The organism is Rufibacter psychrotolerans (genome assembly GCF_016924645.1).
GTDB lineage: Bacteria > Bacteroidota > Bacteroidia > Cytophagales > Hymenobacteraceae > Nibribacter > Nibribacter psychrotolerans.
Genome location: NZ_JAFFJV010000003.1, coordinates 342,026 through 368,200 on the forward strand (window position 1 = coordinate 342,026; position 26,175 = coordinate 368,200).

22 protein-coding genes and 3 tRNA genes are annotated in these 26,175 nt (G+C 56.0%); 9 read left to right on the plus strand and 16 right to left on the minus strand.

The features are described 5' to 3' along the window. Nucleotides 1–350: 350 nt before the first annotated feature. The gene (locus tag JT718_RS04270; protein WP_205500626.1) at nt 351–1,577 is read left to right on the plus strand and encodes a Glu/Leu/Phe/Val dehydrogenase dimerization domain-containing protein; all 1,227 of its coding nucleotides are present in this window, start codon (nt 351–353) and stop codon (nt 1,575–1,577) included. 115 nt (nt 1,578–1,692) lie between these two features. Here the strand turns inward: JT718_RS04270 and JT718_RS04275 are convergent, their stop codons facing one another. Continuing rightward, nucleotides 1,693–2,061 carry a hypothetical protein gene (locus JT718_RS04275; protein ID WP_205500627.1) on the minus strand — a complete coding sequence of 123 codons (369 nt, stop codon included), beginning with the start codon at nt 2,059–2,061 and terminating at the stop codon, nt 1,693–1,695. 72 nt (nt 2,062–2,133) lie between these two features. Here JT718_RS04275 and JT718_RS04280 point away from each other — a divergent pair, with 72 nt between their 5' ends. Continuing rightward, nucleotides 2,134–3,273 (plus strand): mechanosensitive ion channel family protein, encoded by a 1,140-nt coding sequence (locus JT718_RS04280; protein WP_205500628.1) that lies wholly within the window; start codon nt 2,134–2,136, stop codon nt 3,271–3,273. A 76-nt stretch (nt 3,274–3,349) separates the two neighbouring features. Here JT718_RS04280 and JT718_RS04285 read toward each other — a convergent pair whose 3' ends face one another. Further along, nucleotides 3,350–4,174, minus strand: coding sequence for a TerB family tellurite resistance protein (locus JT718_RS04285; protein ID WP_205500629.1), 825 nt, complete (start codon nt 4,172–4,174; stop codon nt 3,350–3,352). A 121-nt stretch (nt 4,175–4,295) separates the two neighbouring features. Then, nucleotides 4,296–5,468, minus strand: a complete 1,173-nt coding sequence (locus JT718_RS04290) for a serine hydrolase domain-containing protein (RefSeq protein ID WP_205500630.1) — start codon at nt 5,466–5,468, stop codon at nt 4,296–4,298. Between the two features lie 382 nt (nt 5,469–5,850). Between JT718_RS04290 and JT718_RS04295 the strand changes: the two genes are divergently transcribed. Together JT718_RS04295 and JT718_RS04300 are read left to right on the plus strand one after the other, a co-directional pair. Further along, nucleotides 5,851–5,925: transfer RNA gene (locus tag JT718_RS04295), tRNA-Val, on the plus strand. An 80-nt stretch (nt 5,926–6,005) separates the two neighbouring features. Further along, nucleotides 6,006–6,080, plus strand: a tRNA-Val gene (locus JT718_RS04300). Nucleotides 6,081–6,360: 280 nt separating this feature from the next. On the opposite strand, the gene JT718_RS04305 is transcribed toward JT718_RS04300, so the two are convergent. From JT718_RS04305 to JT718_RS04315, 3 genes are all read right to left on the minus strand, one after another. Continuing rightward, complete coding sequence (locus JT718_RS04305) at nt 6,361–7,584, minus strand: PepSY-associated TM helix domain-containing protein (protein ID WP_205500631.1); 1,224 nt, start codon at nt 7,582–7,584, stop codon at nt 6,361–6,363. A gap of 73 nt (nt 7,585–7,657) precedes the next feature. Then, nucleotides 7,658–8,899, minus strand: coding sequence for a DUF4374 domain-containing protein (locus tag JT718_RS04310; RefSeq protein WP_205500632.1), 1,242 nt, complete (start codon nt 8,897–8,899; stop codon nt 7,658–7,660). A gap of 24 nt (nt 8,900–8,923) precedes the next feature. After that, entirely contained in the window at nt 8,924–11,224 is a 2,301-nt protein-coding gene (locus JT718_RS04315) for a TonB-dependent receptor (protein ID WP_205500633.1), read from the minus strand. Between the two features lie 698 nt (nt 11,225–11,922). On the opposite strand from JT718_RS04315, the gene JT718_RS04320 reads away from it, so the two are divergent. The 3 genes from JT718_RS04320 (at nt 11,923) to JT718_RS04330 (ending at nt 14,073) form a co-directional block, all read left to right on the plus strand. Continuing rightward, a complete protein-coding gene (locus tag JT718_RS04320; RefSeq protein ID WP_205500634.1) occupies nt 11,923–12,294 on the plus strand; it encodes a VOC family protein in 372 nt (123 codons plus the stop codon). An 88-nt stretch (nt 12,295–12,382) separates the two neighbouring features. Further along, nucleotides 12,383–12,733: a DUF2200 domain-containing protein gene (locus JT718_RS04325; protein ID WP_205500635.1), complete on the plus strand. Its 351-nt coding sequence runs from the start codon at nt 12,383–12,385 to the stop codon at nt 12,731–12,733. A 173-nt stretch (nt 12,734–12,906) separates the two neighbouring features. After that, nucleotides 12,907–14,073: a hypothetical protein gene (locus JT718_RS04330; RefSeq protein ID WP_205500636.1), complete on the plus strand. Its 1,167-nt coding sequence runs from the start codon at nt 12,907–12,909 to the stop codon at nt 14,071–14,073. A gap of 75 nt (nt 14,074–14,148) precedes the next feature. On the opposite strand, the gene coaE is transcribed toward JT718_RS04330, so the two are convergent. The 8 genes from coaE to JT718_RS04370 all read right to left on the minus strand — a co-directional run bounded on the left by coaE (nt 14,149) and on the right by JT718_RS04370 (nt 21,002). After that, a complete protein-coding gene (gene coaE / locus JT718_RS04335; RefSeq protein WP_205500637.1) occupies nt 14,149–14,766 on the minus strand; it encodes a dephospho-CoA kinase in 618 nt (205 codons plus the stop codon). A 7-nt stretch (nt 14,767–14,773) separates the two neighbouring features. After that, nucleotides 14,774–15,670 (minus strand): YbbR-like domain-containing protein, encoded by an 897-nt coding sequence (locus tag JT718_RS04340; RefSeq protein ID WP_205500638.1) that lies wholly within the window; start codon nt 15,668–15,670, stop codon nt 14,774–14,776. A gap of 89 nt (nt 15,671–15,759) precedes the next feature. Further along, complete coding sequence (yajC, locus tag JT718_RS04345) at nt 15,760–16,095, minus strand: preprotein translocase subunit YajC (protein WP_205500639.1); 336 nt, start codon at nt 16,093–16,095, stop codon at nt 15,760–15,762. A 15-nt stretch (nt 16,096–16,110) separates the two neighbouring features. Next, nucleotides 16,111–16,653 (minus strand): DUF1573 domain-containing protein, encoded by a 543-nt coding sequence (locus JT718_RS04350; RefSeq protein ID WP_205500640.1) that lies wholly within the window; start codon nt 16,651–16,653, stop codon nt 16,111–16,113. A 36-nt stretch (nt 16,654–16,689) separates the two neighbouring features. Continuing rightward, complete coding sequence (locus JT718_RS04355) at nt 16,690–17,688, minus strand: isocitrate/isopropylmalate dehydrogenase family protein (protein ID WP_205500641.1); 999 nt, start codon at nt 17,686–17,688, stop codon at nt 16,690–16,692. Nucleotides 17,689–17,698: 10 nt separating this feature from the next. Continuing rightward, nucleotides 17,699–18,004, minus strand: coding sequence for a YtxH domain-containing protein (locus JT718_RS04360; protein ID WP_205500642.1), 306 nt, complete (start codon nt 18,002–18,004; stop codon nt 17,699–17,701). Nucleotides 18,005–18,133: 129 nt separating this feature from the next. Then, nucleotides 18,134–19,273: a transcription antitermination factor NusB gene (nusB, locus tag JT718_RS04365; RefSeq protein ID WP_240336906.1), complete on the minus strand. Its 1,140-nt coding sequence runs from the start codon at nt 19,271–19,273 to the stop codon at nt 18,134–18,136. A gap of 628 nt (nt 19,274–19,901) precedes the next feature. After that, nucleotides 19,902–21,002 (minus strand): Glu/Leu/Phe/Val dehydrogenase dimerization domain-containing protein, encoded by a 1,101-nt coding sequence (locus JT718_RS04370; RefSeq protein WP_205500644.1) that lies wholly within the window; start codon nt 21,000–21,002, stop codon nt 19,902–19,904. A gap of 148 nt (nt 21,003–21,150) precedes the next feature. Between JT718_RS04370 and JT718_RS04375 the strand changes: the two genes are divergently transcribed. Further along, nucleotides 21,151–22,938, plus strand: coding sequence for an ABC transporter ATP-binding protein (locus tag JT718_RS04375; RefSeq protein WP_205500645.1), 1,788 nt, complete (start codon nt 21,151–21,153; stop codon nt 22,936–22,938). Nucleotides 22,939–23,049: 111 nt separating this feature from the next. After that, nucleotides 23,050–23,123 (plus strand) — tRNA-Pro (locus JT718_RS04380). A gap of 109 nt (nt 23,124–23,232) precedes the next feature. Here the strand turns inward: JT718_RS04380 and JT718_RS04385 are convergent. Beyond that, nucleotides 23,233–23,907, minus strand: a complete 675-nt coding sequence (locus JT718_RS04385) for a DUF2490 domain-containing protein (protein WP_205500646.1) — start codon at nt 23,905–23,907, stop codon at nt 23,233–23,235. 157 nt (nt 23,908–24,064) lie between these two features. Beyond that, nucleotides 24,065–26,089 (minus strand): DUF3858 domain-containing protein, encoded by a 2,025-nt coding sequence (locus tag JT718_RS04390; protein ID WP_205500647.1) that lies wholly within the window; start codon nt 26,087–26,089, stop codon nt 24,065–24,067. Nucleotides 26,090–26,175 lie beyond the last annotated feature (86 nt).

Genomic DNA, 26,175 nt, shown 5'->3' on the forward strand with positions numbered 1-26,175 from the left:
GCAGCAGCCTCCACTAAACGCACCTATTCCAGTCTTTGGCTCGAGCGCCTCGCTTGTGGCCCTTGAAGAACGGAAGCTAAGAGCAGACTGCAAGCGTGGGCCGCAAGGGCAGTGCGAGGGGCAAAGACGGGGCCCCGCGGCCGTGAGCGCACCAAGAAGCGACCTATGCAACAACACAGCCCAAAAGTCCATAGACAAACGGCACCGCGCCAGCAAAAACCAAAAAAACACAGCTTTCAAAGCCATAGACAAGCCGCTACGCCAGCAACAAAAGCTCCTTCCCAAAACCCCTTTAACAAACAACCGTTATCCTGTACCTTTACGGCACAACAAGCAAAACACGTCCCGCTATGAAAGACCTATTGGCCAAATTTGAGAACAAACGCCCTGAGATTGTTTTTGAGTGGAAAGATTCTGAAACCGAGGCCGAAGGCTGGGTAGTCATCAATTCCCTGCGCGGCGGGGCGGCTGGCGGTGGAACCCGCATGCGCAAGGGCCTGGACAAGCGCGAGGTAGAATCGCTGGCCAAGACCATGGAGGTAAAGTTCACCGTGTCAGGTCCGGCCATTGGCGGGGCCAAGTCTGGCATCAACTTTGACCCGGCAGACCCGCGCAAGCAGGGCGTGCTGGAACGTTGGTATCGCGTGGTGTACCCTTTGCTCAAGAACTACTACGGCACGGGCGGCGACCTCAACGTAGACGAAATCCATGAAGTGATCCCCATCACCGAGGAGTACGGCCTCTGGCACCCGCAGGAAGGCATTGTGAACGGGCACTACAAAGCCACTGAACCCCAGAAAATAAACAAACTGGGCCAATTGCGCCAGGGCGTGAGCAAGGTGCTGGAAGACGCGCACTACTCCCCCTCGTTAGCCCGCAAATACACCGTGGCCGACATGATCACGGGCTACGGGGTGGCCAAAGCGGTAAGCCACTACTATGAACTGTGGGGCGGAGAACTCACCGGCAAGCGGGCCATCATCCAGGGTTGGGGCAACGTGGGGGCGGCGGCGGCCTTTTACCTGGCCGCCGAGGGCGTGAAAGTGGTGGGCATCATTGACCGAGCGGGTGGCCTGATCAAGGAAGAAGGCTTCTCCTTTGACGAGATCTCTGCCCTGTTCCTCAACCGCCACGGCAATACGTTGATGGCCGATGACCTGCTCTCCTTTGAGGAAGTGAACCACCATATCTGGGATGTGGGCGCGGAGATCTTCATCCCGGCGGCGGCTTCCCGCCTGGTTTCCCGTGACCAGGTGGAGCGCATGTGCCGGAAAGGCCTGGAAGTGATTTCCTGCGGGGCCAACGTGCCGTTCCAGGACCCCGAGATCTTCTTCGGCTCTACCGGCGAGTTCGCCGACCAGCAGGTGTCGGTGATTCCGGATTTTGTGGCCAACTGCGGCATGGCCCGCGTGTTTGCCTACCTCATGGAGCAGGACGTGGAAATCACCGATGAGGCGATCTTCTCTGATATTTCCCGCACCATCAGGCTGGCGCTGGAGAAATCACATGAGCGGCATCCGCAGAAAACAGAGATCGCCAAGACTTGCTTTGAGATTGCCCTCAGCCAGCTTTTGTAGTTTCGGCAGTTACTAATATCCAACAAAGAAGCCTCCTTGTTTTGGCCCTGTTTCTGAAAAAACGGGGCTAAAACAAGGAGGCTTCGCTTTTCTTCTGGCAGCCCCAGGCCAGCCGCTAGAGTTTCTTGAACCCCACTGCCAGCAGCTTGGCTACGTCTGGCTCGGTTACCCTCACCTTGAACACCCGCCCACTGGGGCACTGGCAGGCCTCACAGGCGGCAAAATCAGGGGGCGCGGGGGTAACGCTGATGTCTGCCACGGTGTAGCCCTGGTTTTCTACGTACTCCCGCACGCACACCCGCGTGTCTGGGTTCTTGTTGCAGTAGCCCCAGGGATCGGCGCACTGGGTCTCATGGTACACGAGCCACTGACTGGTGGCAGGCGGCCCATCGCCCTCCCCTAACTGGTTTTCGGTAACCTGGCAGGCCGTCACTTGCCACAGTAGCCCCAGGGCAAAAAGCTGGAATAAGACCTTTCGTTTCATAGATTTGCCTTTTCATTTACTTAGAGACCCGGGCAATCTGGCATTGGTTGCAGCGGGTCATCCGTTTTCCAGATGCAAGACCAAGTTTCAGATATCCTCAGGATTGTTTTCCTGGGCAATACCGTGCAGCAGTACCTTATTTTTGCGGGCATTATGCTGGGCGGCTTTCTTTTCAAGACCGTCGCCTCCAAGCTGTTCTCAGACATTTTCTTTGGCGTGGTGATCAAGCGCTTCAACCAGGAGGTCACCAAGCAGGAGTTCAAGCGCCTGCTGGTCACGCCACTGGAGTTTCTCACATTTCTAGTGTTTCTCTACGTGGCGTTTGACAGCCTTACGTACCCGCCGGAGCTGGGCCTGCCCGCCAAGAACGAACTAGGCCTGAAACGCATCCTGCAGCGCATTTACAGCATCTTCCTGATTGTGTCCCTCACCTGGGTCATCATGCGCCTGGTAGACTTCTTCGGGCTGATCTTCTCCAAGCGGGCCGCCAAGACCCTCTCTAAACTAGACGACCAACTGGTGCCGTTCTTCGTGGACTTCTCCAAGGTGATCATCGTGATCATTGGGTTCTTTGTCATCTTGGGCACGGTGTTCAAGGTGAACGTGGCGGGCCTGGTAGCTGGTCTGGGGGTGGGCGGTCTGGCCATTGCGTTTGCGGCCAAGGAAAGCCTGGAAAACCTGCTGGCCTCGTTCACCATCTTCCTGGACCATCCGTTTGTGGTGGGCGACCTGGTGCAGGTAGGCGAGATCACGGGTACCATTGAGAAGATTGGCTTCCGGAGCACGCGCATCAGAACGCTGGAGAAAAGCTACGTGACGCTGCCCAACAAAAGCATGATTGACAAACCCCTGGACAACCTCACGCTGCGCACCTTCCGGCGGGTGAAGTTTGATGTTATGCTTACCTACGGCACCACCTCAGAGCAGCTGAAAGCCATTGTGACCGACATTCAGCAGTTTATTGACAATTACCCGCGCACCAACCAAGATGGCCGTGTACGGTTCATGAACTTAAGTCCGCACGCCAAAGAAATCATGGTGCTGTACTTCATAGACACCGTTGACTGGGACGAGTACATTAACATCAAAGAGGAAATCAATTACCAGATTGTAAAGGTTGTAGAGAAGCACGGCGCTGCGTTTGCGTTTCCTACCCAGACCGTTTACGTGAAGCGGGAGGAGATAGAACTCTCCCGCCCCGCCTCTCATTAAGGAACACACTTCCTGAGAAGTACCTTCTGTTTCTGGGCTATTTCTGCAAAAGAAGCCCAGAAACAGGAATTTTCTTTTACCAGCCGGAGCCTCCCCTACGGCCACCGCCCAAAATACCCCCCAATAGCCCACCCAGACCGGCAGACCCGAAGCCGCCGCCGTATCTCCTGCGGCCTCCCAGGCTGCCCAGAATAGAGGCCATGGAGCCCAGGCCGCCCATGCGGCCCCCGCCGTACATGCCCCGGCCCATCATGGCCCCGCCCAGCACGCCGCCTAACAGACTGCCCAGTCCACCGCCCATCATACCGCCACCCATCATACCACCACCATAGCTGTGGCGCCGGCGGTTCATCATGCCACTGATCACAATGGGGGCCAGAATGCCCAACATGCCCGTTACCATGGCCGGCGAGATACCGGCGTTCTTGAACATATCTCCAAAGCCGCTCTTGTTAAGGAAGGAGTTGGAGGTAGGGTCCTCGCCCTGCTGCTGGGCCTGGTTGGCCTTGTCCACGAACTGGTCCAGGATGCTGAACTGCTTCTGGTCAATGCCCAGGTACTGGCTTACTTCGGCAATGCGCTGCTGCTCCTCTCTGGAGTAGTCGCCGTCTGCCTTGGCGAAGCTGATGATGTCGGTCACGAACGAGAACCTGAGCGGGCTGCCCTTCAGCACGTCCAGGCACCGTTGCAGGCTTATCTGCGAGGGGTTCTTGGCAATGGACTCCACTTCCTCCTGCAGGTTAGGGGGCAGCTCGGCGGCCTCGCCGATGAGTCTTAGAAAAGCCAGCTCCTCCTCAGACACATGGCCGTCTGCCGAGGCAATGGTGGCCAGCGCGCCCAGGTAAGCGCCTTTCTCCTGATCAGAGTAGTCTTTTAAAAGGGTGGTGGTTTCTTCAGCCATAGTTTAGAGTGGTTGGTGTAGAATTACACAAACGACACGGCAGTAAACGAGTTGGCGTTTAGGGCCAGTTTTTCCAATTCCCGCCCAGAAACGCCAGTCTTCAGCCAACTGCTCCAAAGGCTTACTGCTTCACCGCCGCCAGGATGCGCCGGAAGAACTCATCTCCGTTGGTTTGGTGCCACCGCCACACCACCACCAGGTCGTGCTCCGGGTCCACCCAGATGGTGTTGGAACCGGCCCCCAGGGCGGCAAAGCTGGTGGCCGGGGCATGGGGCCACTGTTTCTTCTGGGTGTTAAGCCACCACAGATAGCCATAATCCGGCCCAACGGTTCCGGGAGTGGTAGCCTGCTCCACCCATTTCTCTGAGATGAGCTGCCGGTTCTTCCAACGCCCTTTCCGTAGGAACAGGTACCCGAAGCGTGCCTCGTCGCGGGTGTTGATCCAGAGGCCGCCGCCCCAGCGGGTGCCGCCGCTCACACTGGGTAGCCGCTTGCCATCTACGTCTACATAGGAATTCTTGTACGGCAGGTACTGCCAGGTATTGGAAGCGCCAATGGGCTCCATGATGTGCTCCCGCAGGACCTCGGGCAGGGGCTTCTTCCACACCCGCAGCAAGGAAAGCGAGAAGCGGTTGATGCGCACATCGTTGTACTCATAGTACGTGCCGGGCTCTTTCAACTCACGTGGTTTGCGCTCGCCACTGCCAAATTCCTCTTTTCCTACAAAGGTGTGGGTCTTCCCGAAGAGCTCGCCTTCCCACTCGCTGGTTTGCTGGGCGTGGTGGTGCCAAGTCACTTTGCGGTTATGCTCAGAGTCATAGCCGCCGTCTTTGACGTAGTTAGCAACGGGATCATGGATGTCTTTGATCATGCCTTTGTCCAGGGTGAGGCCCAGAATAGTGGACAAAAAGCTTTTGGCGATGCTGTACGTAGGGTCGGCGCGTTTGGTGTCGCCCCACTCGGCCACAATGTAGCCGTTCTTGATGATGATGCCGTTGGTGCCCGCGCGGTCCTTGGGAATGGGCCCCAGCAACTTTCCAAACACTTCTTCCTGGTTTGAAAAATCTCTGGGCCACTTGGTTTCCTGCGTCTGGGCGTAAGCCACCGCCTGCGCCAGCAGCTCTGCGTCCAGGCCTAGTTCTTCGGGTTTCCTGCGCTCCCAATCATCACCCGCCCCGGGGTAGTACACCTTTTCCCGAGAGACAGCGCCAGAAGACGGCGCCGAAGGAGTGGATTGGCAGGCTACCAGGGCCAGGAACAGAAACGGAAGCCACTGCCGGAAGTGCTTTTTCATGGAATAGGATTAAAAGTCTGTTTTTGCTTGTTTTGGGGAAAATACACTAAAAACGGCTGATTTTCTCCTGCGCCTTAAATTTCTGGTGGACTGCCAAGAGCGGACTGGCTTCATCCCCGCCTGGCCTGCTTGTTTGCCCTTCAGTACTTTGCCTTTTCTTCCCTCCCCTGTTTATTACCGGCTGAGATGGCCCTGACACGCTCCCTTTTTCCAGCTAGTTCAATATACCACAGCAAGTCAGGGGATTACTGCTTATGCATGGTGCTACATAAGCGCTCACGATAAAATTTATCTACTTTTTTTGGGCCAGCATTTGGTGATTAAAATTCTACCCACCATATTTGCATCATCAAACGAAGACAGCAGGTCTTCAGACAAGCAAGGGATGTTAGCTCAGCTGGTTCAGAGCATCTGCCTTACAAGCAGAGGGTCGCTGGTTCGAATCCAGCACGTCCCACTCAAGAAAAGCCTCTCCTTCTAGAGAGGTTTTTTTATGAAAAGTTTCACCTTGAAGACAACAGGTCTTCACCCATGTAGGGGATGTTAGCTCAGCTGGTTCAGAGCATCTGCCTTACAAGCAGAGGGTCGCTGGTTCGAATCCAGCACGTCCCACTCCTTCAAAAGCACTTATTAGGTCTTCTCCTTGTAAGTGCTTTTTTTATTGCCGTTCCCTGGCCTCTTCCCTCCTCCACTAGCACGTACCCGCGCAACTTCGGCATTGGGTCACTTCATGCAAGAAACTTCCTGCCAACACAAGAGCCGCAAGCTTCATTCTGCCCAGTATACCGCTGGACAATGCGCCCCCTGATCTGAAACGAAGGCAGCCCTGGCTACGTGCCGCTCCAATCTGTCCGTTGGGGAAGAGGCAAGTACACAGGGCTGCAGACAGCTTTTAGGCCGTTGCTACTCCGGCAGGCTTTGATCTGATTTTTGCTGAGCTTTTGGGGCGCTTTGCCTTTTTCTTTTTGTTCCACCACACCAGGAACCCGGTAATGGGCAAGCTGGCGCAGATCAAACTGATGCAGAACGCCAACACCTTGCCCGGCAGGCCCCAAACGGCCCCCACGTGGATGTCGTAGTTGAGCAGGGACAATTTATCGGCGAAGCCTGCTTCCTCGTAGCGGTCGCCCTGTACCCGGAAGAGCTCCAGGGTGTACTGGTCATAGTAATACTCGTTGCGGTTGTACCAGGAGCCGTGGTCCTGGTAGGCGATCACCTCCAGGGCATCTTCCTTGTCTTCCAGGATGGGGGTCATGTAGAAGCCCTGCGCGTTTGGTTCCACGGCCCGGGTTTTGTACCAGGCCTGGTCCAGCGGCGACACGGTGTTGTTGGCCAGCAGGGCCGCCTGGGTGGTGTCTGAGTGCGGATGGTGGTGCCCCGGCTTCTCCTGCCCGCCGGAGGTGACGTAGTACAGGCCATCCTCAAACCATTTGAAACTCCAAACCAGGCCGGTAACCCCCAGCGCTAAGGCCAGCAGTAGGCTGTAAAAGCCCAGCACATTGTGCAGGTCATAGTTGACCCGTTTAAAGCTGCCGCTCCATTTAATCTTAAAGCTTTTGTCGCGGTTAGATTTGTTCCATCTCTTCGGCCACCACATCACCAGGCCGGTCACCAGCAGCACCAGGAAGATAAGCGTGCAGACCCCTACAATGGGCCGGCCAATGTTGTACGGCAGCCAAAGGGCCCGGTGGCCATCAATGATGAACCTAAAGAAATCAAACTCGCCCTGGCCAATGGATTGTTGCTTCTGCAGGAATTTGCCGGTGTAAGGATCCATGAAAACGGCCGTGAAACTGCGTTCCCCGTTTGCAAAGCTGCTGAAGCCCACGGCGGCCGCGCCTTCCCGGTTGCTGTAGGTGAGGCCGGTGGGCTTTACCCCAGGCATGTACGCCATGGCGGTGTCCAGCAGCCGGCTGGGCGGCACAAAGGCTTTGTCCTGGGCCTCCACAAACCGCCAAGGCTCCAAGGCATCTTTGATTTCCTGCTGAAAAGCGTAAAAAGAGCCCGTAATGCTCACAATAAATACCACAATGCCAGACACCAGGCCCAGCCAGAGGTGGAGCCAGTCGTTCACGCGCCTTAGTACGCTTGGGTTGCTTACTTTCTTGCTTTTCATGTTGTACTGGAGTTTGGGGAAATTATGGAAGTACCAATCGCAGCCATATGGCTGAAGCTGGTACCATCTATTGTTATTTTAGTCTGGCAATACCGCCCAGGAAGGAGCCTTCAATCACGGCGCCTTTGGTGGCAGTGGCGGTGGCCACATCGGTCTGGTAGATGCTCACTACCCCATCGGTAGAAATGGCGGTGTATACTTTTCCTTCGTCCAGCAACGCGGCGAAGCTCCTTCCCCCGTTGCCCGTGAACTGCGGCGCATTGGCTACCCGGGTGATGGTTTTAGCCGAAAGGTCCACAATGGCCAACCGAAGGTTTTTGTCAGACCATCTGTCTGCCAGGGTTGGGGGCACCACGGTGATGGCCGCGAACAGCTTGTTGTTGCCTATGTAGATGGCGTGCGCAATCTTGCCGCCGTTAGGCGCCGTGTCAGTATTAAAGAAGTAGTTTTGGTCAAATTCAGTAGAACCAGCCGCGACTCTGAGGATACCGGCGGGCTTGGTAGACTGGCTGTAGCCGTTGGAGTAGCTGCTGTTGGAAACGGTGTAGAGGTCGCCGTTCTCGGTCTTGAAGATGCCTGACCGGGTGTTGAACGCCCCGGCCGGACCGGTACGCGGGTCTTTAATCACCTTCTGCAGCGCAAAACCCGGGTAGCTGTAAAGGGCCACGTAACAGGTGTCGGTGTTGGTGGTGGCGTAGGTGGTGTAGTTTACCGGATAGAATGTTTGGAACAGTTGATTGCCTCTCACCTGCATGCCGGTGTGGAATAACCAGTCTCGGCTGCTGGGGTGAATGCTGTTCATGGGAACATCGGCTCTGTTGGTAATGGTGTTGGAGGCGATGTCTACCGTATAGAAGTTGGCGTTGAGGCCGGCCGTAGGGCTGGCGGGCATGGAAACCCCCACCATGGTGGTGCCGGCACCGGTAGGGTCTATGAAGTCATTGTTGGCCTGTTCAAACGTAAGCCCCGTTTTGGTCGCCAACTGGTTGGAGGAGTTCAGGGTGATGGCGTTTACGTCGGTGATGCCCAGCCCGCCGATGCTGTAGAACGTGCCCCCGCCAAACGCATAGTCCCGGTACCCCGACTGCAGCAGGCCGTTGCCGGTGAGGGAGATGGTGCCGCTCATGAGGTTGCTGGTCTGTACCACGTAGTTGGTGGTGGCCGTGGAAGTGGTCACCCCCACGCCTAGGGCAAACACCTTGTCGCCTTCGGCTACCGGCGTAGGTTCGTTTTCGCTGTCGTTACAGGAAAAGGCAGTAAAAACAGCTCCCGCAAAAAGGCTTATTCTGGCTAGTTGTTTAATGGTAGACTTCATGGAGGTTATGGTTGGTTGGTGGGTTTATTTGCCTATAAAGTACCGGGCCCTCAGAAAGAAGGAGCGGCCTGGCTTCTGGAGCAGGTAATTGTCAAAGAGATTGCTGTCGGTGAGGTTCCGGCACTCCAAAGACAGGCCGTACTTGCCGTTCTGCAGCGTGTAGTTCACCATGGCGTTGTGGGCTATCTGGCGCGGAATCACATCGTCATTATTCGCGCCCAGGTGCTGCGGGGTGAAATAGTATTCCTCCACGTAGTTGAGGCTGTAATGGAGGGTGAGCACGTTGTCTTCGGCACCCAGGTTGGTGAAGGAATAGCCCACCTCCGCATTCCCGAACAGGTACGGCATGTTAGGGATGCGGTGCCCGTAGCCCAGGTTTTTGTAGACCGTGGTACCGGTGAGGTTGGTGCTGGAGAGAAATTCCTCCCGGTCCACAATGCTCTGGTAGGTAAGGTTCACCCCCACCTGAAACTTGTTTCTCCAGGAGTACCGCAAGTCGGCTTCCACCCCGTTGGTTACCACGTCTCCCATGTTGATGTACTGCCGGTCAATGGGCTGCGTCTGCTGCTGATCCAAACGGATGTAATCACCTGAATTGCGGAAGATATAATTGGCCTCCAGGGCGAACTGGTGGCCTTGCCGCAGGTTGAGGGCATAGCTGGCCCCCACGTTCACGTTGTTGCTGGTCTCAGGCTTCAGGGCAGAGTTCCTCCTGACGTACAATCCATCGCCCAGCAGCTCAATGGCCTCCGGCAGGCGGTAGGTATGCTCGTAAGAGGCCTTTACCTGTAGCCGGGGCAGAACGAAGCCAGCCACGGCGGCTCCGTACCCCAGATGATTGGTTTTGGTCTGTATGGCCTGATAACCGGGGGTGCCCGTACCGTCTGGCACTTGTTGGAATGAGCTGGCGTCCAGAACGTAGAGCTTGGAGAAGGCCGTAGCGTTAAACCGCTTCCTGTTCACTTGCCAGGCCAGGCCCATCACCTGTTTGTTGAGGGCCTGCGGGTACCGGAACGTCACATTCTGCGGGTCTTCCACGTCACTGGACTTTCTCCCGAACCGGGCCAGGACATAGTTGAAGGACAGGGAGTGGGCCGGGGTAACCGCGTAGCTGAGGTTAGCCGTTACCAGGCCCTCGTTGTCGCGGTTCTTCAACTGGGTACGGGTCAGCTCGGCCGCACTGGTGGCAATGGTCTCTTGGTTCCAGTTGTATCTAAGACGAGTAGTGTCCACAAACCGGTTCTGGGTAAGGTTGTAGGCGGTGTACAGGCTCAGGTCCAGGCCAGGCACCAACAGGTTCGTTTTGCGGTACTTCAGGGTAGGAATTACGGAGGCCGAGCGGGTGGTCCTGGCCCCAAAAACCTGGTCCATGGTTACCCCCGTCTGAATGTCTTTGTCGTTCCCAGACACAATCACCCCAACCAGGAGGCGGTCGGCGTACTTTTTCCCGGTCACGCCCCCTTCCAACTGAAGCGTACCCGATTGGTAGGCGTCATGGAAACGCTCCACTTCCCGGGCGGCCTCCCTTTGCCCCGTGCTTAGGTTAATGGGGCGCACCTCTACCTTGTAGTTATTGTCTGAGTAGTTGTAAAAGGCGTTGGCCCGAAGGGTAAGTCCGCTTTTGGGGTTGGTGAAGGCGCCGTTCACGGAGGCCTTGTGCGTATTGAAAGACCCGAACCCGTAGGAAAGGTCCAGGAAGTTGGGGTTGTCCCGGGTCACAATGTTCACTGCGCCGCCCAGCGCGTCTGCCCCCAGGTGGTTGGGGAGCACGCCCTTGTAGACTTCCACCCGCTCGGCCATGGTCACGGGCAGGTTGTTGAGCGTCAGCGAAGAGCCGAAGTTATCCATGGGAATTCCGTCCAGGAAAAACTTGACCTGCCTCCCCGAGAAGCCGTTCAAAGAAAAGCTGAAGTTGGAGCCCAGTCCCCCTTCCTCCCGGATGCGGATGCCGGTGGTTCTGTTCAGGGCCTGGTTCAGGTCGGCGGAGGTGCTGTAGAGTTTCTTGGCGTCCAGCACCGTCACGTTAAAGCCTTCTTCCTTGATGGCCGTGTTCTGCGTTTTGCCGGTAACCAGCACTTCATCCATGTTCAGGTTCCCTGAGAGAACAACCGCGCCCAGGTGGGTGGTGCGCCCTGCCACAATCTGAATCTGGGCCGTTTTGGTGGAATAGCCCACAAACGAGACAACCAGCTCATAATCGCCCGCGGGCGCCGAAAGAGTGAAGTCTCCGTCTGCATTGGTCTGCGCCGCAGCCTGGGTGCCCTTGAGGAGCACGTTGGCAAAGGCAATTGCCTTATTCCTCGCATCGGTCACTTTCCCTGCCACAGCCCCTGTATGTTGCGCGTTTCCCGCAAAAGGGCTCAAAAACAGCAGCAAACAAAAGAGAGAAAAGGCAAAGCACCTTTGCGGTAGGGCAAGCGTAAGCTTTGTCAAGGGGCACGTACCTAGTAGTCTCATGTTGAAGAGCAAATCATAGCTATATTAATTAGACTAAATCTAAATAATGGCCAATATTACGGCATGCTCTTCACATTACAAAGCTATTTAGAATGATTCTACTTAAATAAAACTCCGCCTACCCAGATCCTGCTCCCCAAGGATGCCGACAGCCGAAACCAGCGCCCGCCACACACCGCAAACCAGGAGAACCATCAGGTACTCAGTCCTTTCCCAATCGCCGTGAAGTGCAGAGAAGAAGGGGGGATGTCTCCAGAACAAGCCCTTCTCCTGCCTGCGTTTTGGGCATGTTTTGCTGAAATCAGACCCAAAACGCACTGCTTCCAGAAACGGCCAGGCTTATAGGAGCAGCCAGGCCACCCAAGTCCATCCTGACACCAACACCGGACCAGAGAGAGGCAGAGGCGGGCTTGGCAATCAATAGGAAACCGCTATATTGTCTGGTCCCTTGAAACGAGGGAAGAAGGCCTGGGCTTCAGGTCCATAGGCGGGAGCCTGCGGCCTTAAACCCCTGCCGTTTTCTGCCGGCGGAGCAGAGTAACCACCACCAACTAGAAAAAGACCAGATGAAATTAGGCGCATTTTCGGTTAGCCTTAGTGTCAAGGACATCAGGGCATCAAAGGAGTTTTATGAGCAGCTTGGCTTCACGGCCTTCGCGGGCGACCTCCAGCAGAATTACCTCATCATGAAGAATGGCAATGCCCTCATTGGTTTGTTCCAGGGCATGTTCCAGGGAAACATCCTCACGTTTAATCCCGGCTGGGACGAGAACGCCCAGAACGTTGATCCGTTTGAGGATGTCAGGGAAATCCAGCGGCAGTTGAAGAGCAAAGGGGTTGCCCTCGCCACTGAGGCCGATGAAACTACCACTGGCCCGGCCAGCATCATGGTGCATGACCCGGACGGCAACGTGATCTACATTGACCAGCACCGGTAAAGTGTTGGCCCCTGCGCGCCAGGGGCAATTTGCCTGTGATTTTCGTAAAACGGGTTAAAAACAGGACCCAATAGCGTTCCGCAAGAAAATGGAGAAGCACCGCATCTTTAGCACCTCGTTTGCCAGTGTCTACCCGCACTATGTTCTGAAAGCCGAGAAAAAAGGCCGCACCAAGGCCGAGGTAGACACCCTCATCTGCTGGCTCACCGGGTATGACCAACCGGCCCTGCAGCAACAACTTGACCAGAAGGTTGATTTTGAGACCTTTTTCGCCCAGGCACCCCATCTAAACCCCAAAGCCTCCAAGATCACGGGGAGCATCTGCGGGTACCGGGTAGAAGAGATTGAAGACAAGCTCATGCAGAAGATCCGCTACCTGGACAAGCTGGTAGACGAACTGGCCAAAGGCAAGGCCATGGAGAAAATCCTGCGGAAGTAAGGCGCCCGCTTGCGGTTTTCTTGCTTTTACCCTGGCAGCATAAGGGCGCGGGGCACCCAGATTTGCTTTCCCCTGTACGGGGCAGACGCCTTTCCCAAGCACTGCCTGCTTACCGCCCGGCCATGGCGCTTCTGCCGTAATTGCCTACTTTTGCCTTTCTTAGTCCCCTGCCTATGCAACTACTTGAAGTCAATAGTCCCGCTACAACCCGAGCCTTTCTGGACCTGCCCACAGCCCTTTACCAGGAGCACCCCAACTGGATCAGGCCGCTGGACAAGGACATAGAAGCGGTGTTTGACCCCGCCCGCAACCCAAACTTCCGGAACGGTACCGCCACTAGGTGGGTGCTGCAAGACAGTAAAGGTGAGTACATTGGCCGCGTGGCCGCGTTTGTCAACCACAAAACCAAGAGCGCCTCTGAGTACGTGACCGGGGGCATGGGTTTCTTTGAGTGCGTGAACGACCAGGCCGCGGCCAACCTGCTGTTTGACGCCTGCAAAGACTGGCTGGCGGCGCAGGGCATGGAGGCCATGGACGGGCCTATCAACTTCGGGGAACGGGACCGCTGGTGGGGCCTGCTGGTGCACGGCTTCACCGAGCCCAACTACGGCATGTTCTACCACCCGCCCTACTACCAGCAACTGTTTGAGGGCTACGGGTTTCAGGTGTACTTCAAACAGTACACCTATCACATGCAAACCCGCGTGCAGCTCAGCGATAAGATTTGGCAGCGCTCCAAAGCACTGGACGAGACTCCCGGCTTCAGCTTTGGGCACCCCTCCAGAAACAACCTAGAAAAACTGGCCCAGGACTTCCTGGACGTGTACAACCAAGCCTGGGCGGGCCACTCGGGCATCAATGAAATGACGTATGAGAAGGCCCTGAAGATGATGAAGTCCATGAAACCCGTGATGGTGGAGCAGCTGATCAACTTCGCGTACTTTGAGGGCAAGGCGGTGGGCTTCTTCATCATGCTGCCCGAACTGAACCAGATCTTCAAGCACCTGCACGGCAAGTTTGACCTGCTGGCCAAGCTAAAGTTCCTGTACCACAAGTGGCGCTACAGCAAACGCGACGACAAGAAAGTGTTTGGGGTGATTTTTGGCGTGGTGCCCGAGTTCCAGTCCCGGGGCGTGGATTCTTACCTGATTGCCCATGCCCAAGGGCCGGTAAACGCCTATGGCGCCCGCGAAATTGAGATGAACTGGGTGGGCGACTTCAACCCGAAGATGATGATGGTTACCCGCGGGTTAGGGGCCACTATCTACAAAACCCACGTTACCTACCGTAAGATTTTTGACCCCACCAAACCGTTCACCCGTTACCCCATCATCAGGTAAGCGCCTTGTTTCGGGGCTGCTTCTGTGAAAACGGCCCCGAAACCAAAAAACGCAGCAGAACTGCAGGAAAGCAGCTTAGGGCGTTTCACGCCCCTTTTCCGCAGACAAGGCCAGAAACGTCTGGTGGAGCTGCACTACCTGCGGAAGCACCAGCTGCGCATCATCATTGTAGAGCACAAACTGCGCCCGCCGGATGCGCTCTTCCTCGGGGAGCTGCTTGTCTATGATGGCGTCTACCTGGGCCGCCGTGCGCTGCGGGTCACGCAGGAGCGTGCGGGCGCGGCGCAGCGCCGTAGGCGCTGAAACCGTGAGCACGTGGTCTACCTGCGTATAGGCGTTGGACTCAAACATGAGCGCCGCCTCTTTGAGAATGTAAGGCGCCTGCCCATTGGCCTCCAGCCAGCGGTAAAAATCTTTGCGTACCTGGGGGTGCACCAACCCGTTCAGTTTGGCCAGTTGCGCGGCATCATGGAACACCTTCTGGCTCAGGTAGGCCCGGTCCAGGTGCTGCCGCGCATCAAACGTCTCCGGCCCGAAAGCCGAAATCAACTGCTCCCGCAGTTCCGGATCATGGTGCATCACCCACTTGGCCCGGGTATCTGAGTCGTACACGGGCACACCCAGCAATTGAAAGCACCGGCACACAATGCTTTTGCCAGAACCAATGCCTCCGGTAATGCCAATCTTGAGCATGCGTTTCTTAGGGAGTTAGGGAGATGTGCACTTTGCCCGGTAAAATAGAAACCTGGCGGGTATGAGGCGCTTTCTGCAGTACGATAGGCACAATGGAAGAGTCGGCGGGGTTGAACTTCTGGTAATCCAGGGCCACCTGGAACAGCTCTGGCTGCATCAAGTCCCGGTGGCGCGGCAGGTAGGAGTAATGCACCACCACCGGCCCATTCACCAGCCGCAGTTGGTACCCCGGCGGGAAATTCTGCAAGACCGGCTGCACCGCCAGCTCCTTCCGCTCCAGGGCTACCACGCCAAACTGCACCTCGGCCTCGCTCACGTCGGCCTGCACCAAGGAGGTATAGTCGTGGGTGAGCGGCACATCGGCTTTGAACGGGCCTCTCAGGTTTCCGGCGGGGAGGCTCAATAAGAATGGATGGGGGAACTGCTTGAGGATAAGCTCTGGTCCGGTGAAGGTCACCGAGTCTGGAAGTATTTTCACGGGCCCTACAAAGGCAAAGCCCGGCTCCACCTTTACCTTGGTGGTGTCAATGGCCAGCGGAAACTTGCGGGTCACCAGCCGGTCAAAGTCAAAGCTAATGGAGTCTGTGACCACAAAGTTCAGGCTGAGGCCATCCAGCACGTTGGAGATGGCGGGGCGTAAGGCCTGGCCAGGCAGTTGCTTCACCCTGGGAAGGCCCCTGATGGTAAGCTCAGCGGGCTTTACGTTCACGTGCAGGTTCTTGCGCAGCAGTTTCCAGCCCTTGCCGGTCACGTTAATGACCACTTCCTCGGGCAGCGGCTTTACCGGCACCAGGTCACCGGGGTTGTACTTGAAAACAATGGGGTAGGTAACCTGCGTGGTGTAGCTCTTGTTGAGGGCGTTCAGGAGCCAGAAGGTGCCCGCCGTTAAAAAACAAAGCAACACCACCCTCCAGTACTGTTTCTGCTTGGGCGAAAAAGGCCTCAGTAACCAGAGGAGGGCGTGCTTTGTTCTGTTAAACGGCAAGGTACTTTTTAGGGGTTAGTGGTCTCCGTGGCCACGGACGCATTCACCCGGCTGGTGGCCTCCATGGCAATGGCAATCTTGTCAAACTTCAGCTTGATACCCTTGTCTACTTCAATCCAGACGGTATCATCATCTACGCTGAGCAGGCGCCCGTGCAGACCGCCAATGGTGACCACGTTCATGCCGCGCTTCAGTTCCTCCCTGAACTTCTTCTGGTCTTTGGCTTTCTTCTGCTGCGGCCGCACCATGAAGAAGTAGAACACCAGAATGATAAGCCCAATGAACAGGAAGTTGGCGTAAACGTTTGCCCCTTCAGCGGTGGCTTGCAATAAAATGGTTAGCATATGGTTGTTCTTAGATTATAAACGAACAGGTCCGTCTGCTCCTGCCTGAGGCACTGTGCCGGTGATGTTGGTTTTGATGGTGAGTTGGTTGATCTGCGGATCTGTGTTGGCCGTGATGGTGATCTGCTTAGACTGCTGCCCAGATTTGCCCACCGGATCAAACTCTACCTTAATGGTACCGCTCTCGCCCGGGGCGATGGGCTCCTTCGGCCACTCTGGTACGGTACAGCCGCACGTAGCGCTCGCGCTCTCAATCACCAACGGGGCTTTGCCGGTGTTGGTAAAGGAGAAGGTGTGCGATACTTTCTTGTCTGCCTTGATGTTGCCGAAGTCATGCTCGGTTTCCTTGAACGTCATGACCGGTTTAGGGGCGTTAGGGTTCACCTCTTCCTGGCCGGCTACGTTAGGATTGGTGGCGGGGTCATTGGTGGCCACGGCGCTTCCTTCAGAGGCGTTCTGCTCAGTGGCGGTTGCCTCTTCTGCGGTGGCTTTCTTCTCGCAGCTGGAGGTCCACAGACCACCGGCCACAAGCAACGCGATTATAAACTGCTTTTTCATAAAAGATTCTTTCCTGTTAAGGTACTACAGGACAAGTTACAAATTAGAAATTATATGCTGCGCAAATTCTGAGGTAGAAGCGGTGCCGCCTAAGTCACGCGTGCATTGCTCTTTGTTCAGCAGCGTTTTCTCCAGGGCCGCCTCAATCTTGTGGGCATGCTCGTGCAGCCCCATGTGCTCCAGCATCATGAGCGCTGAGCGCAGCAACGCCGTGGGGTTGGCCAGGCCTTGGCCGGCAATGTCTGGGGCAGAACCGTGCACGGCCTCAAAGATGGCCATGTCATCGCCAATGTTGGCCCCGGAAACCACACCTAAACCGCCCACCAGACCGGCGCACAGGTCAGACAGGATGTCCCCGAACAGGTTGGTGGTCACCACTACGTCAAACTGCTCTGGTTTGCTTACCAGCTGCATGCACATGTTGTCAATGATCTTGTCTTCCCACACCACGCCCGGGAACTCTTTGGACACGTTGGCCGCGGCCTCCAGCATTAAACGGCCGGCATTCTTCAGGATGTTGGCTTTGTGGGCCACGGTAACCTTAGAACGGTTGTGCTTGGCCGCATATTGGAACGCCGCGCGCACAATCTTGTGGCAACCGTCTACCGTTACCCGCGAGATGGAGTCTGCAATGCCCAGGCGCTCGTCATAGATCTCCAGGCCGGCGTACAATCCTTCGGTGTTCTCGCGGAACAGCACCAGGTCTACCTTGTCAAAGCGGGTTTTTACGCCGGCGGTGGTTTTAGCAGGGCGCACGTTGGAGTACAGGTCGTACTTCTGGCGCAGTTGCACGTTAATGCTCTTAAAGCCTTTGCCCACGGGGGTGGTAATAGGCCCTTTGAGGGCGATTCTGTTGCGTTCCAGAGAGGCCAGCAGAGAGGCCGGGATCAGCTCCCCCATGCTCTCAAACGTGGTCTGTCCGGCGTTTTCTTCTTCCCAGGTGATGGGCACTTGTGCGGCTGCAAAGATCGCCTTTACGGCTTCCGTGATCTCAGGACCTATCCCGTCGCCGGGAATAAGGGTAACGGTTGTCATGGGCAAGGGGCTATATTTCTCTTCTACTGTTTATTTCATTGATGAGGGTGTCCACGTCTACCAACAGGCGCTCGGCTTTGTCGCGGGCGTCATTGATCACGCGCTGCCCTTCGGTTTTGGCGGCAGAACCTTGCTCTTCTTTTCCGGTAATCAGGTCGTTGGTCAGGTCCAGCAGCCTGGCGCGGTATTTCTCTAACTGGAAGCTCAGTTTGTCACGTGTCTCGCGGCCTTTCTCCGGCGCGAACAGGATGCCCAGCACCGCCCCGGTGGCGATACCTGAGGAAAAGGCAAGGATAGCATTCGTTTTTTTGCCCATAGTTTTTGGTAGTGTTATAGGTGGTTAAGCAAGAACTCTCGCTGCGTTTCAGGCCCAAATTTCTAAAATTACGCCTAAAACGCAGCGTTAAAAGCTTCTTTTATCCATACGAACGAAAACCGGCCGGGATTATTTGTTGTCCAGCAAGCCTCTGCCCGACTTGCGGATGGCGCCGCTGGAGATCAAATCCTGCGACAGCTTGTCTAAGATCCCGTTAATGAACTGCTTACTCTTGGGCGTGCTGTACACCTTGGAGATGTCAATATACTCGTTGATAGTTACTTTCACGGGGATACTCCGGAAAATGTGCATCTCGCAGAGGGCCATCTTCAGGATGATCTTGTCCAGCTGGGCCACGCGCTCTACGTCCCAGTTCTTCACGCTCTCTGAGATCATGGCCTCGTACTTCTCGTCGTCCTTCAGGGTCTCGTAGTACAGCTCCTCAAAAAAGGCCTTGTCGTCGTCCCAGCTGGCCGACAGGTCTAACAGCGCCAGGTGCTCGTCGGTGTTTTCTTCCAGCATCTTGATGGATTTGTTCACCAGGTTCTTCACCACCGATTTGTTCTCTACCCAGTTCAGGTCCCGCTCTTCAAACAGGCCTTGCAGGTTCTCGTCCTTAAAGATAACATTTTTGAAGATATGTTTGAGCAGTTCGTGGTCTTGCTCATAGGTAGGGTCCTGCAGCTCCAGGTAGGCCAGCACCTGCTCATCTTGCTTGAGGCCGTTGCGGTAGATCTTCTGGATCACTTCCTGGTCGCCGGCCCAGGTGAGGTTGCGGCGGATGACGCGCTGCTCCAGGAACTTGTTGCCCAGCAGTTTCTGCAGGGCTTTGTTGCTGAGCAGCTTGCGCAGGTTTACGTCTTTGCGCTCTGTGAAGCGGGTGGCGGCTTTCTGCTCTTCGCCCTCAATCTGGTTCACCAGCTCCTGGGCTACCAACAGGGTCAACAGATACCGGTCATAGATTTCCTCAGCGGCGGTGAGCATCTGGTTCCCGAAGTATTTGAGGTCTTTGCGGAGCGAGTTCTGGTAGAAGTTCACGGCGGCCTGGGCGGCGTCTAAGATCTCACGGTCTTTTTCCTCGGTATCAAATTTTCTGGTCTCGTACCACTCTTTGAACAGCAGGCTGGCAATCTGCTTCTGGCCTTCCAGTTTGTTACGGTCCTGGGCCACAATGGCCATCAGGTCTGGGGCAAATCTGTCCGCAATCAAATCCAGGGCCAACTGGTAGTTAGACCCTTCTGCCTGCACATAGGCATAGATGGCTTGCATCGCTTTGATTCGGAGTATTCTGCGGTTGAGCATGATAATAAGGAAAGAACGTGGTGAACGTGAAAATTATGGCAAAAGTTGGCGGCGGAACGGTGTTTTTACTGGGTTGTACGGTTCCCCCTCCAATTCAGCCGCAAAGGTCCGAACTTACGGGGCAAGAAGCAAACGGCAAGTAGCTTTTCTTCCTTTTTCTGCCCATCGGTAAATAGGAATTTTCCTGGGTAGGGTTTTAGGGGAGTTTTCTAGAAATCAGGCGTAAACCAGGATTCCAGCAGAGGCTTGCTTTGGGCTTGATGGCTGGGAAGTTGCACCCGCGCCCTTTGTTCTTTTAGCACAACCAATTTTAGGGTTAATGCACCGCAAAAGGGGTGGGTTCCACAACTACTTTTTCCTCGCTCGCCTCTGGCGAGTGTGAGAAATGGGGCGGCGTCTCGCCGCCGGGTGCACTGCAATTAAAATTCCCGCAACGCGGCCAGAGGCCGCTTAATTCCGCACACTCGCCGGAGGCGAGCGAGGGACAGGCTAAAAAACGAGGAAGTACCCACCAAAAAAATGCGTTTCCGGCCCGGTTTCTTAAAACCAGCCCGAAAACGCATTCACTGCTTGTTTCCTCTTCTGAGAGGCGGGATTAGTACGTTTGCTTGATCTTGGCCATGTCATCTATGCGCTTCTGGGCCAGTTGCGTGGCAGCCTTCTGCGTATGGATGCCCGCGGCCTCGGCTTTGGCGAAGATGTTCAGCGTGGTTTGGTAGATCTGCTCGGTTTGTTGCATGGCCCACTCGCGGTTTAGCTTTTTCACCTCTGAGTACACGTTGATGATACCGCCGGCGTTGATCAAAAAGTCTGGGGCGTAGATGATGCCCAGTTCGTCCAGGGCGGGGCCGTGCACGTCTTCGTTCTTGAGCTGGTTGTTGGCGCAACCGGCAATTACCTGGCACTTGAGGCGGCGCAGGGTATCGTCGTTGAGGGTGGCACCCATGGCGCAGGGCGAGTAAATGTCCACGTCTACGTCATAGATCTCGTCCAGGCCTACCACGGTGGCGCCGGTGTTGGCGGCAATGCGCTTCAGGCGCTCCTGGTCAATATCAGTGATGAACAGTTGGGCTCCTTCTTTGGCCAGGTAGTCAATGAGGTAACCGCCCACGTGGCCCGTGCCTTGTACCGAGATCTTCTTGCCGGACAGGCTGTCAGAGCCCCAGGCTTTTTTGGCGGCGGCTTTCATGCCCATGTAGGTGCCGTACGCCGTCACCGGCGAGGGATCGCCGCTGCCGCCCTGTGACTCGGGCAGGCCGGCCACGTACTTGGTCTCCATGCCAATGTAGGCCATGTCCTGGGTGGTCATGCCCATGTCCTCGGCGGTGATGTACTTGCCGTTGAGGTTGTTCACAAACCGCCCGAACTTGCGCATCATGGCCTCGGTCTTGTCTTTCTTGGAGTCCCCGATGATCACAGCCTTGCCGCCGCCCAGGTTCAGGCCCGAGATGGCCGATTTGTAGGTCATGCCGCGCGAAAGGCGCAGCACGTCGCGCAACGCTTCGGCCTCAGAGGCGTAGGTCCACATGCGGGTTCCGCCCAGGGCCGGCCCCAGCACGGTGTTGTGGATCCCGATGATGGCTTTCAGGCCGGTGTCGTGGTCATGGCAGAAAACCACCTGCTCGTGCTGGTGCTCGCTGATCTGGCCAAAAACCGAAGTTTCTGGTGCCGTTTCTATTTCTTTAACTTCTATCATGTTGTATAGTGACTATAATACCACTTTGCTTTTGTTAGATAATGGGGAAGCGAATTGGTAATTTCGGGCCAAAATTAAAGGTAATTTTTGTGGATGCCAAGGAATATACTAACAAGTGTTAGTATGGGTTTCCTCTAACTAACTGACCGTGAAATCACTTAAATACTTAAACAAATACCTGCTCAAATATAAATTCCGGTTTTTCTGGGGAATTGTGTTTGTGATTGTGTCCAACATCTTCGCCATTATTCCGGCGCAGGTGGTGCGGCACGCCTTTGACCTGGTGCGCGAAGGCATTACCATGTACCAGCTGCACGAGGGCTTTGCCCAGCAGGAAGAGGTCTATGACAGCTTTGCCCGCAGCACCCTGTTCTATGGCGCCGTGATTGTCTTAATGGCGCTCTTGCGCGGCATCTTCCTGTTCTTCATGCGCCAGACCATTATTGTCATGAGCCGCCTCATTGAGAACGACCTCAAGAACGAGATCTTCGCGCATTACCAGACCTTGCCCCTCTCCTTCTACCGCCGCAACAACACCGGTGACCTTATGGCGCGTATTTCTGAAGACGTGAGCCGCGTGCGCATGTACCTGGGGCCGGCCATTATGTACGGCGTCAACCTCATTGTCTTGTTCCTGATGGTGATTCCGTACATGCTCTCGGTGAACGTGAAGCTCACCATTTACACGCTGTTGCCGCTGCCCATCCTTTCGGTGAGCATTTATTACGTGAACAACATCATTGAGCGCAAGAGTGACGAGATCCAGAAAAGCCTCAGCGGCATCACCACGTTTGTGCAGGAGGCGTTCTCGGGCATCAGGGTGCTGAAATCGTTTGTGCGCGAGCAGGACTCGCACGCCAACTTCACCAAGGCCAGCGACACCTACAAAGACAAGTCCCTGGAGCTCAACTTTGTGAACTCGCTCTTTTTCCCGCTCATCCTGTTCCTCATTGGCCTGAGCACCATCATTACCGTGTGGCTGGGCGGCAAGGAAGTGATCAACGGCAGCATCACGCCGGGGGTCATTGCCGAGTTTTTGATCTACGTGAACATGCTCACCTGGCCGGTGACCGCGCTGGGCTGGACCACCTCATTGGTGCAGCGGGCCGCCGCCTCGCAGCAGCGCATCAACGAGTTCCTGAACACCAAGACCGATATTATTTCGCAGAAGAACCTGGAGAAAGACATCAAGGGCGCCATTGTGTTTGACCAGGTAGACTTTGTGTACCCAGACACCGGCATTCATGCGCTCAAGAAACTCTCGTTCCAGATCAATCCCGGCGAGACGCTGGCCGTGATTGGCAACACGGGTTCGGGCAAGAGTACGGTGGCGGCCCTCATCTGCCGCCTCTATGACGCCACGGGCGGAAGAATCCTGATTGACGGCGAAGACATCCGCGACTACAGCCTGTCTAACCTGCGCAGCCAAATTGGCTACGTGCCCCAGGATGTGTTCCTGTTCTCAGACTCTATCAGGAACAACATCGGGTTTGGGGTAGACCACCTGCCCGAAGAGAAAATGCTGCAGGCCGCCAAAGACGCCGACGTGTATGAGAACATCATGCATTTCCCGGCCAAGTTTGACACCGTGCTGGGCGAGCGCGGCATCACGCTTTCGGGTGGGCAGAAGCAGCGCGTGTCCATTGCCCGCGCCCTGGCCCGCGAGCCCAAGATCCTGATCCTGGACGACTCGCTCTCGGCGGTAGACACCAAAACCGAGAACGCCATCCTCAACAGCCTGCACCGCGTCATGGCCAACCGCACGTCTATCATTATCTCGCACCGCGTAAGTTCCGTGAAACTGGCCGACAAGATTCTGGTGCTGGACGATGGCGTGGTGGTGCAGCACGGCTCGCACGAGGAACTCATGCAGGACCTGGCCGGCCTGTACCGCGCCCTCTACGAGCGCCAGCTGCAGGGCGAGGAGATGGAATAGGCCCCCATTTTGGGCTTGTTTCTTGAAAAACTGGTTTAAAATGCAGACAAGTTTTATTTGGTCTTTCGCCAAAAGAGAATTTTTACTTTCTTTGCAGCAGATACCAATGATCGGGGTGTAGCGTAGCCTGGTATCGCGCCAGCATGGGGTGCTGGAGGTCGTGGGTTCGAATCCCGCCACTCCGACGAACAAATAAACGCCCGTTGTTTCAGAACAACGGGCGTTTTGCTTTTAAGCCTTTTCCTGTTTTAGGCAGGTTTCCTGGAAATTATCCCTAAAACGGGGCTCCGCCTTCTACTCCATCCGCCCGAAATCATGTTTGAGGAGGAGCATGGTGAAATGCTGGTGCCGGCCGCCGCCGTGCAACTGAGACATCCACATGCCCTCCAGGCTCAGGTGCTTGCTGAACGTGTACCCAAGCCCGCTGAAGACGCGGTTAGAGTCAAACGGCTGGTCGCGCACAATCACGCGCACCTCGTTGCGCATAATGCCATACAATTGCTGTTCTTCTCGCTTGAGAATGGGCATTCTGAGAGCGAAAGAATACCTGAACCGGGTCTGGTACCCTTGGGTAAGCCAGCGTTGCTCTACCTGGTAGCGGTGCGTGAGGCCGGCTTTCCAGAGTTGCCCCCTAATGGCAATTTGCTGATACAGGCGGTGCTCATGGGTGTTGGAGGTCTCCTCGGCGGTGGTATAGGCACGGTTGAGCAAGTGCGTGTACCCCGCCAGCAAAGAAACCGGCGCCTTCCTGAAGTTGTACTGCACCTCGGCCCCCGTGAAGAGCACCCGCAGGTCATGCAGCGGCTCATAGGTGCGGTATTGGATGTTGGCGGCCACCACCCACTGCGGGTTTAGCCAATAGGAGCCGGTGTATTGCAGCCAGTGGTTCTTGTTGTCGGGTTGCCCGGCCGCCGCCGTTGATAGAAGTAACCCGCCGAGCGCATGCAGCAGGAAAAGCCGTCCTTTCATTTGGTCTTTTTGGGAGAGAGTAACAGAGCCTCTTACGCTTTGGGCCAGATTTGGGTAATCTGGCCCAAAAACAGAAGCCTTGCGTTGAGGCAAGGCTTCTGGGCAGCGGTGTCTTCGGGTAAAGTACTTGGGGGAGGCCCATGGGGCGATGGCCTACCTAAAGTTTCTTCTTCAGCACAATCTTCTCAGCGTGCTTGGCCACTATGCGGCTGTAGAACTCGCGCAGGTTGCCGTACTCAGAGGGCTGAAACAAGGTTTTGTTGATGTTCAGCTTGCTGGCTACCTGCAGCTGCCCGTTGATGACCTGCGCCACGTAGGTGAACTTGGCGGCGTTTCCGGGCAGGGTGAGCAAGGCGGTAGCCGGCAGTTCCTCCACTACGTACCCGGCGGGCAGCTCATAGGTGAAGACGTACGACTCATTTACCGGCGAGGCGAAGTCTACGGGGTACTGCCTGGTGGCCAGCTTGAACGGGTTCTGCTCCTGCCCGTGCGTGAGCAGCGGAGCAAGGTACAGCAGGTCTACGGCCTGGTCTTCGCCGGCCTTGTTGAGCTGGTACTCTGTTTTGAGCGGCTCCTGCAGGTTGTCAAGGTTCAGGATCTTCACCTGTTGCCTTACCCAGTCGTCGCTGGTGTTGGCCAGTTCCTTCAGGTAGGCTTCCTCGCCTTTTCCCCTGATGGACGACCGCACCTGCAGCGCCGGCACTCCCCGGTAATTCTCCATCAGCGCGCCGGTTACTTCGCCGGTGGGCTTTATCTTGAGCTGACCGGTAATCTGCTGCAGGTTTGTCTCCAAACCTGTTAAGGGCAGCCATTTTCCGGCCGGGGCCTGCACCACCCAGCCCTGCCCGTTGAGGCACCGGAACGGCAGCATCCCGAAGGGCAGGTCCTGCTCCGTGGCGTCCAGCAGGTAGTTGGTCTCTCCTATGAGCACGCGGGCAATGACGTAGTCAAACTTACTGATCATGGGCGAGTTGGTGACCGGCTGGCCGTGGCCGCGGGTGCTGAGCAGCATGGGCTCGGCGGAAATGCCGGCTTCCCGCAGCAGCGCCGTCAGGACCAGGTTCACCTCAGCGGCAGAACCGGTACGGCTCTCATAGGCCTTGCGCAGGTTCTGGGTGTAGATGAGGTGCTTGCCGTTCCAGCGCATGTGGCTTTTCACGTGGCCCAGCACGGCCTTCACTTTCTCCAGGTAGTCGGTTTTGCCGGCCACCAGCTCCTCTGCCGTTTTCTTGAGGTAAGCCGTGTTGGCAAGCTGCCCGCCAAAATCCTCGTCTTTGAGCAGCTCACTGGTGAAGCCCTGCCAGTCAACGGTGGTGTACCGCGGTTCCTGGTTGGGGTACTGGATCTTGGAGAGCTCAAACTCTACTTTAGAGATGTAGTCATTGGCGTTGGCCAGGTAGGGCTCCTCGGTGAAGGCCGGCACGTCTTTCATGGCCCACCGGTATTGTACCACCTGCATGGAGATGGTGCCCCGTTCTTCCATGTTCACGTAGCCCACTTTGCGGTCCACCACAATAGGCGCGGTCTTATGCTCTACTTTCACGTCTTTGACGTGGAAGGGCAGCAAGCCGTGCAGAATGTGCTTGTACTCAAAGAACGGCACCATGCCCACGCGGTACTCGCTCCATTTCACCGGGATGGAGCGCTGGAACTCCCAGTCGCGCAGGAACTGGAAGAAATCTGACTTGATAGTGTACGTTAGTTCAATCACCGAGCCCACCTTCACGTTGGGCATGGTTAGTTTCTTCAGGTGCCAGTTGGCGTCGCGCTTCTCGTCAAAGACGGCTTTGTCTTCCAGTTGCTGTTTGGTTACCTGCCCGTTCTCCCAGTTGTAGGTAACGCCCTTTATGTTGAGGACCTCCTCCTTGGTGCCATCTTTCCGGACGTAGTACGGAATAACAAGGTCTGCCTCGCCCAGGCCGTTCTTCTTCAGGATCTTAATGCGCATGATGCGCTTGAACTGAAGCTGGGTGCCCTTGGTAAACAGAAAGGAAGACTCGCCCAGGTCATACAAGACCACTGCCGCCGCGCTGGTGTCTGGGGCGTAGGTGGTCATTTTCACGTCTTCGGGGGTTACCTGCCCCAGCTTAAAAGGGTCTGGCGCACAGTAGCCAGCAAAACAGACGCCCATCACCAGCAACAGCAGCAGGAGCCATTTGTTAGGCAATATGTTGATGCTCATAAAAAGAAAAAGGATTTAGATTTTCACCGACGGGCCCGGCCAGCTCAGGATAAAGAAAGAAAAGGCCATAGCGGGGCTGCCCCTGC